We start from the raw sequence: 8,889 nt of genomic DNA on the forward strand, positions 1-8,889 counted from the left end.
GGTTTCCTCCTCATATCTTTAGATTAATACTTCGTATTCGTAGTAGGGTCTGTGAATGTGTGGATAGTGTCGTTTTAAAAGGGTTCTATGAGGCTTTCTCTGTGGATAGTGTGTTTATAAGTCGGTGCATGACGGCCTATTTTATCAACAGGTCTTTTAATTGCCTCGGATTTTTTCTTGCAGTGATTCGATTTCGATGGCAAGTTCCGTATCTTTTTCTATATCGCTTTTAATTTTATCACAGGCATGAATAACAGTAGAATGATCCCTTCCGCCGAATTCCTGTCCTATTTTCGGAAGGGAAAGTTCGGTCATTTCCCGTGTCAGATACATGGCGATTTGACGGGGATAAGCTAAAGGTCTTGAGCGCTTTTTACTGTTCATTTGCTCGACGGTAATATTGTAATGTTCCGCTACAATATCTTTAATGTGAGATACCGTAATCTGAACCGGTCGGTTGTTTTCGTAAATATCTTTTAAAACATAGGCCGCCGTTTCTTCACTTACGATTCCGGTAGTAAGTTTGGAATAAGCCGTGACTCGGGAAAGTGCACCTTCCAATTCACGAATATTGCTTTTGACGTGGGTGGCGATGTAGTTAATAACGTCATCAGGCACATCGAAGCCGTCGCTTTGGGCTTTATTCCTTAAAATGGCAATACGCGTTTCCAAATCCGGTGCTTGAATATCTACGACGAGTCCCCAGGCGAAACGGGAAATTAAACGCTGTTCCAGCTTTTGTATATCTTTCGGCGGTTTGTCGCTCGTTAATACGATCTGTTTGTCTCTACCGTGAAGTTCATTAAACGTATGGAAAAATTCATCCATAGTGGATTCTTTGTCGGCGATAAATTGGATGTCGTCGATTAAAAGGAGATCTTGCGAGCGGTATTTTCTGCGAAATTCTTCATTACGATTTGTTTGAATCGATGCGATAAATTCGTTGGTAAACTGTTCGCTCGTCACGTATAAAATGCGTTTTGTCGGATCGTTTCGATGCATGAAATGACCGATGGCATGCATTAAGTGTGTTTTTCCAAGACCGACGCCACCGTAGATAAACAAGGGATTAGCGTGAGCTTCTTTCGGATTTTCGGCTACGGCAAGAGACGCCGCATGGGCGAATTGATTGGATTGGCCTACGACGAAGGAATCAAAAGTATATTTCGGATTTAAATGATAAACCGTCTCCGCCGTGGAATCTACCGGAATAGGTTCTCCGGGGCGATCGGAAATTAAAATAAATTGAATGGAATAATCTTTACCGCTTACCTCTTTTACTACACGCTGAATTAAACTTTTGTAATTATTATTGTTTTTCTTCAGGTGATTTAAGACGAATTCCCTTGAAATTCCAAGGATAAGTTCATCGCCTTGAATCGCCACCGGCGTAATGGGGCGAAACCAGGTATTAATTTGAGAGTCGTAGAGATTCTCTTTAAGTATTAATTGAAACGCTTCGTTCCAAAGTGTTTGCACATCGACTGCCATTTTTCACTCCCGATTTTTCTAAATAATAATGAACATATTAACATGTGGAAAATAAACCCTAGGATTAAAAAATCAACAAGGCTGTGGATAATGGGGATAGAGTCTTTATAAACAAACTCAAATCCTATATAATGTCGATAACTATGTGGAAAAAATTTGTAAATTAAGCTAATTTTTGAAAAGCTTAAAAACTTATCAACACTTTATCAACAGATTGTGGATAATTCACATTATATTCACAGGCATTTTTTTATTAACAGGTTAAAAATAATTATACACAATCTAAAAATAGTTATCAACATATCTGCCAACCTCAAAAAGTGCAATTTTATTTCACTTTTCCATTTATATTAAAAAAGCGTTTGCCCGTATTAAATGGGATTATCTAGGGCTTTTCTCTATAAAACAATTGACTTGCATCCATTCTATCCCTATAATATATAGAGTGTATTTTAAAAATAGGTCGTCTAGGCGATTTTTAGATCCCGACGGAGGAGGTGTAGTCTAATGAAAAGAACGTATCAACCGAAACGTAAACAAAGAAAAAGAGAACACGGATTTCGTGCGCGCATGAGAACTCGCGGCGGTCGTAAGGTTTTACGTGCTCGTAGAGCTAAGGGAAGAAAGAAACTTTCTGCTTAATTCATGGATAAGAAGTACTTTCTTAAAAAGGATAACGACTTTAAAAAAGTATATAAGAAGAGAAAAACGTTCGGTAATCGAAACTATACTCTCTACATCAGACGTAACGGCCTGGACCATTCTAGGATGGGTTTTTCCATCAACAAAAAGGTGGGAAAGGCCGTTGTTCGCAATAAAATAAAAAGGCGTCTCCGCGTTCTGTACGGAGAGGTTTTTTCTAACTTGCCCATTGGCTACGATCTGGTCGTGGTAGTGAAGAACAATGTTCCCGATATGACCTTTGGGGAAATGAAATCTTCTTTTAACCATTTAATGCGCGTCTCCAAGATGATCAAAAGGGATAAGCGATCATGAATAAAATCGCCCTCGCCCTTATTTGCTTTTATCAGCGATTCATTTCCAAGTACATTTTCGTAGGCGCCCATTGTCGTTTTTATCCGACCTGTAGCCAGTACGGTTACGAAGCTTTTTTGAAATATCCTTTTTTTAAAGCGCTTTATTTAACCATAAGGCGCATTTTACGATGTCATCCTTTTCATAAGGGTGGCTACGATCCCCTTCCATAGATTAGGAGGAAGTATATTTGATTAATGCATTAGCGAGTTTTTTTGGTGTCATTTTACGCCACATTTATGATTTTGTATCGGCCATCGGTTCCGAACCGTCCGCTATTTCATATTATGCGATCGCGATTATTGTAACGACACTTTTACTGCGTTTTGCCCTCTTGCCTTTGAATTTATTTCAAACGAAAAATCAATTAAAGATGGCTAAAATTCAGCCGGAAATGAAGAAAATTCAAAAGAAATATGAAAATGATCGTCAGCTTTTGGCTCAAAAACAGTCGCAGCTTTATAAAGAAGCACAATTTAATCCCTTAAGCGGTTGTTTGCCCATGCTGATTCAATTTCCTTTATTATTGGCTTTTTATAGGATCTTTATGTATCCTACGAAATTTGCCTTTACTAATCCGGAATTTTACGCATCCATACAAAAAAACTTTTTCTTCATACCTTCATTAGATCATCCCGATCCGACGAAGCTTGTGTTGCCTATTATTGCGGCATTTTTTACATGGCTTTCTACTTACTTAGTGCAAAAAGCCAACGCTGCGCCTTCTACGGAACAATCGGAACAAATGATGAAAAGCATGTCCATTATGATGCCGGTTATGATTTTGTTCTTTGCCCGTAATATGGCGGCGGGTTTGGTGCTTTACTGGATTGTAGGAAGTATTTATACGATTTTCCAACAATTTATTAGTAATAAGTTTATTGAAAAGGAAAAAGAAAAGGAGGCATAGCGTGAACTTTTCCATCCAATCGGCAAAAACAATCGACGAGGCCGTCGAAAAGGCCTTGAAGGAATTGAAGGCGTCCCGAGATGAAGTGGATGTCGAAATTGTTGAAGAACCTTCCGGAGGATTTTTGGGCCTGATCGGAGGGAAAGACGCTATCGTCAAGGTAAAAAAGAAATTCGATAATAAGGATATTATCGATTCGATTTTACAAGATGAAGAGATTAAAACCGTTCGCAAGGATCTCGACAAAATGGAAGTTGAAGCTTCCGTTGAAGACATTGTAAAAGTTCCTTCGGAAGAAAAGGCTGAAACTTCAAAAGCTGATGAAATACCACAAAGTGTGGAAGAATCCGAAGATGCTTTTGAAGAGGCTACCGACGATGAACTGGAAATGCTCGTTCGTGAATTTGTCGATCGTATCATGGAATCATTAGGTCTCGGATATACTCTTTCCGTAGAATTTAAAGATCGTGAAATTTTCGTTTCTATCGATGGAAAACGGGAAGAAACGGGGATTGTCATCGGCAAGCGCGGCGCGACACTTAACGGTGTTCAAACTGTTTTATCCGCCATGGTAAATCACCGAACGAAAGAATTCAGGCGCGTGATCGTGGATTGCAGCGGTTATCGCAAAAAACGGGAAGCGGCTTTAAAGCGCGTCGCCGGTAAAACTGCCAATAAAGTTTTAAAAACCAATGAATCCATTAAATTGGAACCGATGAATGCTCAAGAACGCCGGGTAGTCCACGCGTGCTTGGCAAATGTCGAAGGAATTCGCACGCACAGCGAGGGAAAAGATCCTCATCGGTGCGTCGTCATTCATAAGGATACATCACAGCCTTCATAGTCTCTATGAAGGCTTTTTTTAAAGAAAGGGAGAGGTTGAGTTTATGACCATAGCTGCTATTTCCACGGCGAAATCGCCGGCAGGTATTGGTATTGTGCGTTTAAGCGGCGCCGACAGCATTGCCGTGGCGGAGAAATTTTTCCGTTCGAAAAGCGCCTTGTCCGATCCTTTAAATGATCGGAAATTGCTTTACGGTCATTTTGTCGTAGAGGATGAAATTATCGATGAGGTACTCGCCGTGGCTTTTCGCGGACCCTACAGTTATACAGGGGAAGATATGGTGGAAATTCAGGCTCACGGCGGTAGTGTCGGCCTCGAACGTATTCTTTCGGCATTTATCGACGGCGGTTGCGAAGCTGCTATGCGAGGCGAGTTTACGAAGATTGCTTTCTTAAACGGTAAATTGGATCTTACAGAAGCCGAGGCTATTGTGGATATGATCGAAGCGGACAGCGTCTCCTCTCAGCGCCAAAGTGCTCGCCAGTTAACGGGTCATTTATACCGTAAAATAGAAGATTTCCGCCGTCGTTTAAAAGATACCTTGGCTCATCTCGTTGCGGATATTGATTTTTCCACCGAGGAAGTAGAACCCGTGGACACGTCACTTCTGGAAAACACGACGGAAGAGCTTTTAGGCGAAATGAAAGCCCTTTTAAAGACGTTTAAACGGGGAAAAATGATTCAAGACGGTATCGCCACCTCCATTATCGGCAAACCGAATGTGGGAAAGAGCTCTTTTTTAAATGCAATTTTAAGGGAAGATAAAGCTATCGTGACGGAAATTCCGGGAACCACTCGCGATGTATTGGAGGCCTCCTATTCTTTGGACGGCATTCATTTGCGCATGCAGGATACGGCGGGAATTCGCGAAACGGAAGATTTAGTGGAAAAAATGGGTATTGAGCGCGCATTAAAGAGCATGGATACGGCGGATTTAATCATCGCTATTTTTGACGCTTCACGCCCCTTAGATGTAGAAGATTTAAAAATCATCGAAGGTATTCGGGACAAGCGCGTCATTTGTCTTTTAAATAAACAGGATTTAGGCTCTGTAGTGACCGTATCGGATCTCGAAAAATATTTTCCGGGAGCGGTTCTTGAGACCAGTCTTATTAGGCAGGAAGGTCTTAAAGCTGTGGAGGATTTAATCGAATCCTGGTTTTTATCGGGTGAAGTAGCTGCCGACGAGGTGCAGATTTATTCCCTTCGCCATAAAAATCTTTTAAGCGCAGCCATCGAGTCCATGGAAAAGGGACGAGATGATCTTATGGCAGGCATCGGTTTAGATCTTGCTGAGGTATATTTCGAGGATGCCTTCATTAAACTCGGCGAAATCACCGGTCAAACTGCCGGCGAAGAAGTACTGGATCACGTATTTTCTAAATTCTGTATCGGGAAATAAGGAGTATTATGGATTTTTTAGCGAAAACAGTCGATGTCGTCGTCGTAGGAGCAGGACATGCCGGCTGTGAAGCGGCTCTTGCCGCAGCACGTATGGGCATGGAAGTAGCCCTTATTACCATGAACTTAAATTCGATTGCCGCCATGAACTGTAATCCCAATATCGGAGGCACCGGTAAGGGCCACTTAGTTCGTGAAATCGACGCCCTCGGCGGTGAAATCGGCCGTAACATCGATAAGACATTTATTCAATCACGCATGCTCAACCGCTCCAAGGGCCCGGCGGTTCATTCCTTGCGCGCTCAAGCGGATAAGTGGAACTATCACTGCGCTATGAAAATGACCCTTGAAGATGAAAAGAACATCCACCTTATTCAAGATGAAGCCGCTTCTTTTTATTTTATCGACGATGAGCTTTCGGGAATCGTATGTAAAACTGGAGCTATTTACAAAGCAAAGAAGACTGTCCTCGCCACGGGGACGTACTTAAGAGGCCGGGTATTTATGGGAGAAGTCAATTTTTCCAGCGGCCCCGACGGCATGCAACCGGCTAATTTACTGACATCGAGTATTGAAGGCATCGGTATCGAAACGATGCGGATGAAAACGGGCACGCCGGCGAGAGTGCATAGGGATTCCATCGATTTCAGCGGCATGGAAATTCAAAAGGGAGATGACGAAATTCATCCATTTTCCTTCAGCAACTTCGATAAAGATTATAGTGACAAAGAGCAAATCGACTGCTACTTAACCTATACGACGCCGGAGTGTCACGAGATTATTCGCGAAAATATCGGGCGTTCCGCTATGGCCATGGGCGATATTGAAGGCAAAGGTCCTCGCTACTGCCCCTCTATTGAAGATAAGGTAACCCGTTTCGCCGACAGAGATCGTCATCAGGTATTTCTCGAGCCAGAAGGTCTTTTAACGAAGGAAATTTACGTACAGGGTGTCTCCTCTTCCCTACCCGTTGAAGTTCAAATGGCGCTTTATAAAAAGATCGACGGGTTGGAGCATTGTGAATTCATGCGCCCCGCTTATGCTATCGAATATGACGCCATCGACGCCACGAGACTGGATCGATCCCTCGAAGTAATGGGTGTCCATAATCTTTTTATGGCAGGGCAAATCAATGGCAGCAGCGGTTACGAAGAAGCTGCGGCTCAAGGTCTCGTCGCCGGAATTAATGCCGCTTTATCTATTCAAGGTAGAGATCCTCTTATTTTAAGAAGAGACCAGGCTTATATCGGCGTTTTAATCGACGACCTCGTAACGAAAGGTACCAGAGAACCTTACCGAATGATGACCGCACGTGCGGAATACCGCCTAACCCTTCGCCAAGATAATGCAGATCTTCGCTTAACGGAAATCGGACGCTCTATTGGCCTCGTAGGCGACGAACAGTATGAAGGCTTTCTTGCCCGCCGCGATGCCATTGAAAACGAGCGGAAACGCTTGGCGTCTATTCAAATTAATCCTACGGAAGAAAATATTCAAAAATTGGAAGAACTGGGCTCTGCCACCCTTAAAAATGCAACCCCTCTTTTAAACTTAATGCAGCGTCCGGAGCTTACCTACGATAAGCTGGCCATATTTGATGAAAACCGCCCTGCTCTCCCCCGCCATGTTATTGAGGAAGTGGAGACGGAAATTCGCTATAAAGGCTATATTGAAAAACAAATGGCACAAATTCAAAAATTCAGAAAAATGGAAAATAAACTTCTTTCAAAGGATTTGGATTACACCGCCATTAAGGGTTTGCGCAACGAAGCCAAGGAAAAACTTTCCGCTATTCGACCGGAATCTGTGGGACAGGCAGGGCGCATTAGCGGCGTTAGTCCAGCGGATATTAATGTCTTGCTCATTTATTTAGAGCAAAAGAACAGGGAGGCAACGAATGAATTGGGAGACGCGTAAAGAAACTCTGAAACGATTTAACCGGGATTTGCCCCTGGATGCCTTCGATCGTTACAGCGAAATCCTCTTGGATTGGAACGAGCGCATGAATTTAACGCGAATAACCGACGAACAGGAAATGATCGATAAGCACTTTATCGATTCCCTAACTCCCCTTTTATTAGATGAGTATGAAGGTACGGGAAAAGTTCTCGACCTCGGAACGGGCGCTGGATTTCCCGGCATGGTATTGGCCCTTACCGAACCTCATCGTCAATTTCACTTAATGGACAGTTTAAACAAGCGCATAACCTTTTTAAACGCCGTAGTAGACGAGCTTAGCATTAAGAATGTAGAAACCTTTCACGGTCGTGCGGAAGAGGCCGGACGGAATCCGGAATTTCGCGAGCAATATCAAATCGTCCTCTCCCGTGCTGTTGCAAGGCTCAATATCCTGGCGGAATATTGTTTGCCTTTCGTAGAGCAAGGAGGCTATCTCATCGCCATGAAGGGTCCGGAAGGTGAAGAGGAAATTGAGGAAGCCGAAAACGCCATTAAGACATTGGGCGGCGAACGCGTCCGTTGTGAAGAGTTTACACTTCCCGACGGTGATAAAAGGCTTTTAGTAGTCGTACAAAAAATAAAAAGCACGCCTAAAAAGTATCCGCGAGGCGGCGGAAAACCGAGAAAGGATCCTCTTTAATTTATGATCGTCTTTATTCCCCTATTCGCCTTTTTACTTTATCGAGTAATAAAAACCAAGAGCAAAGCGGTGGGCGCTCTTTTGGTTTTTGAAGTCCTTTGTTTTTTGAATTATTTGGGCATTATCGATGAACTGATTTTCCCCCTACCATACGTGGCTTATGGAGTGGGCATTCTTTCCCTTGTAGCTTGCATCGTATTTTCAAGGCGTGAATATGTAAAAGCCAAAAGAGAGTATTTGAAGTCCCGTCGCATGCAGAGAGAATTGGAAAATACAGACGCAAATCCCGACGATAATCACGATAAAATCGTCATCGAGCGAGCAGGCGAAGATAAAAACAAAATTTTCTACGTCAAGAGGTCTTCTAAGTCTAGAAAGATTGAAGACAATCAAGGAAATGTTCCACATGGAACAAAAGAATCTGAAGCCGACACAGAGATAGGGACAGCGGAAACACAATTTGATGAATCTCCTGAAGATAATAAATCGGAAAAGGAAGAATCTGGTTCGGAAAATGTTTAAAATATAAACACAAAATGTTCCACGTGGAACATTTTAAAGTTTACGTTTAACAATAACGGTTCTATGTCAACCATTGGGGAGTCTAGT

At 42.6% G+C, this 8,889-nt stretch carries 10 protein-coding genes; 9 read left to right on the top strand and 1 reads right to left on the bottom strand.

What is annotated here, in order from left to right; translation table 11 throughout:
- Window positions 1-156: 156 nt before the first annotated feature.
- Window positions 157-1,491 carry a chromosomal replication initiator protein DnaA gene (gene dnaA, locus HMPREF1863_RS01440; protein ID WP_068366673.1) on the bottom strand — a complete coding sequence of 445 codons (1,335 nt, stop codon included), beginning with the start codon at window positions 1,489-1,491 and terminating at the stop codon, window positions 157-159.
- Between the two features lie 507 nt (window positions 1,492-1,998).
- Here dnaA and rpmH point away from each other — a divergent pair.
- The 9 genes from rpmH to HMPREF1863_RS01485 are packed head-to-tail and all read left to right on the top strand — an operon-like array spanning window position 1,999 to window position 8,802.
- The gene (gene rpmH, locus HMPREF1863_RS01445) at window positions 1,999-2,133 is read left to right on the top strand and encodes a 50S ribosomal protein L34 (RefSeq protein ID WP_068366676.1); all 135 of its coding nucleotides are present in this window, start codon (window positions 1,999-2,001) and stop codon (window positions 2,131-2,133) included.
- Window positions 2,134-2,136: 3 nt separating this feature from the next.
- Entirely contained in the window at window positions 2,137-2,487 is a 351-nt protein-coding gene (gene rnpA / locus HMPREF1863_RS01450; protein WP_068366680.1) for a ribonuclease P protein component, read from the top strand.
- On the top strand, window positions 2,484-2,699 hold the full coding sequence (yidD, locus tag HMPREF1863_RS01455) for a membrane protein insertion efficiency factor YidD (protein WP_068366684.1): 216 nt from the start codon (window positions 2,484-2,486) through the stop codon (window positions 2,697-2,699). The genes rnpA and yidD overlap by 4 nt, the downstream gene beginning before the upstream one ends.
- A gap of 17 nt (window positions 2,700-2,716) precedes the next feature.
- Complete coding sequence (locus tag HMPREF1863_RS01460; RefSeq protein WP_068366687.1) at window positions 2,717-3,436, top strand: YidC/Oxa1 family membrane protein insertase; 720 nt, start codon at window positions 2,717-2,719, stop codon at window positions 3,434-3,436.
- A 1-nt stretch (window position 3,437) separates the two neighbouring features.
- Entirely contained in the window at window positions 3,438-4,280 is an 843-nt protein-coding gene (gene jag / locus HMPREF1863_RS01465; protein ID WP_068366690.1) for an RNA-binding cell elongation regulator Jag/EloR, read from the top strand.
- A gap of 43 nt (window positions 4,281-4,323) precedes the next feature.
- Window positions 4,324-5,682, top strand: a complete 1,359-nt coding sequence (gene mnmE / locus HMPREF1863_RS01470) for a tRNA uridine-5-carboxymethylaminomethyl(34) synthesis GTPase MnmE (RefSeq protein WP_068366693.1) — start codon at window positions 4,324-4,326, stop codon at window positions 5,680-5,682.
- A gap of 8 nt (window positions 5,683-5,690) precedes the next feature.
- Entirely contained in the window at window positions 5,691-7,598 is a 1,908-nt protein-coding gene (gene mnmG, locus HMPREF1863_RS01475; protein WP_068366696.1) for a tRNA uridine-5-carboxymethylaminomethyl(34) synthesis enzyme MnmG, read from the top strand.
- Complete coding sequence (gene rsmG / locus HMPREF1863_RS01480) at window positions 7,579-8,280, top strand: 16S rRNA (guanine(527)-N(7))-methyltransferase RsmG (RefSeq protein WP_068366699.1); 702 nt, start codon at window positions 7,579-7,581, stop codon at window positions 8,278-8,280. Before mnmG ends, rsmG begins: the two co-directional genes overlap by 20 nt.
- Before the next feature lie 3 nt (window positions 8,281-8,283).
- Window positions 8,284-8,802, top strand: a complete 519-nt coding sequence (locus HMPREF1863_RS01485) for a heme exporter protein CcmD (RefSeq protein ID WP_068366702.1) — start codon at window positions 8,284-8,286, stop codon at window positions 8,800-8,802.
- The last annotated feature ends 87 nt before the right edge of the window (window positions 8,803-8,889 follow it).

It is taken from the genome of Aedoeadaptatus coxii, from assembly GCF_001553115.1.
GTDB classification, from domain to species: Bacteria; Bacillota; Clostridia; order Tissierellales; family Peptoniphilaceae; genus Aedoeadaptatus; species Aedoeadaptatus coxii.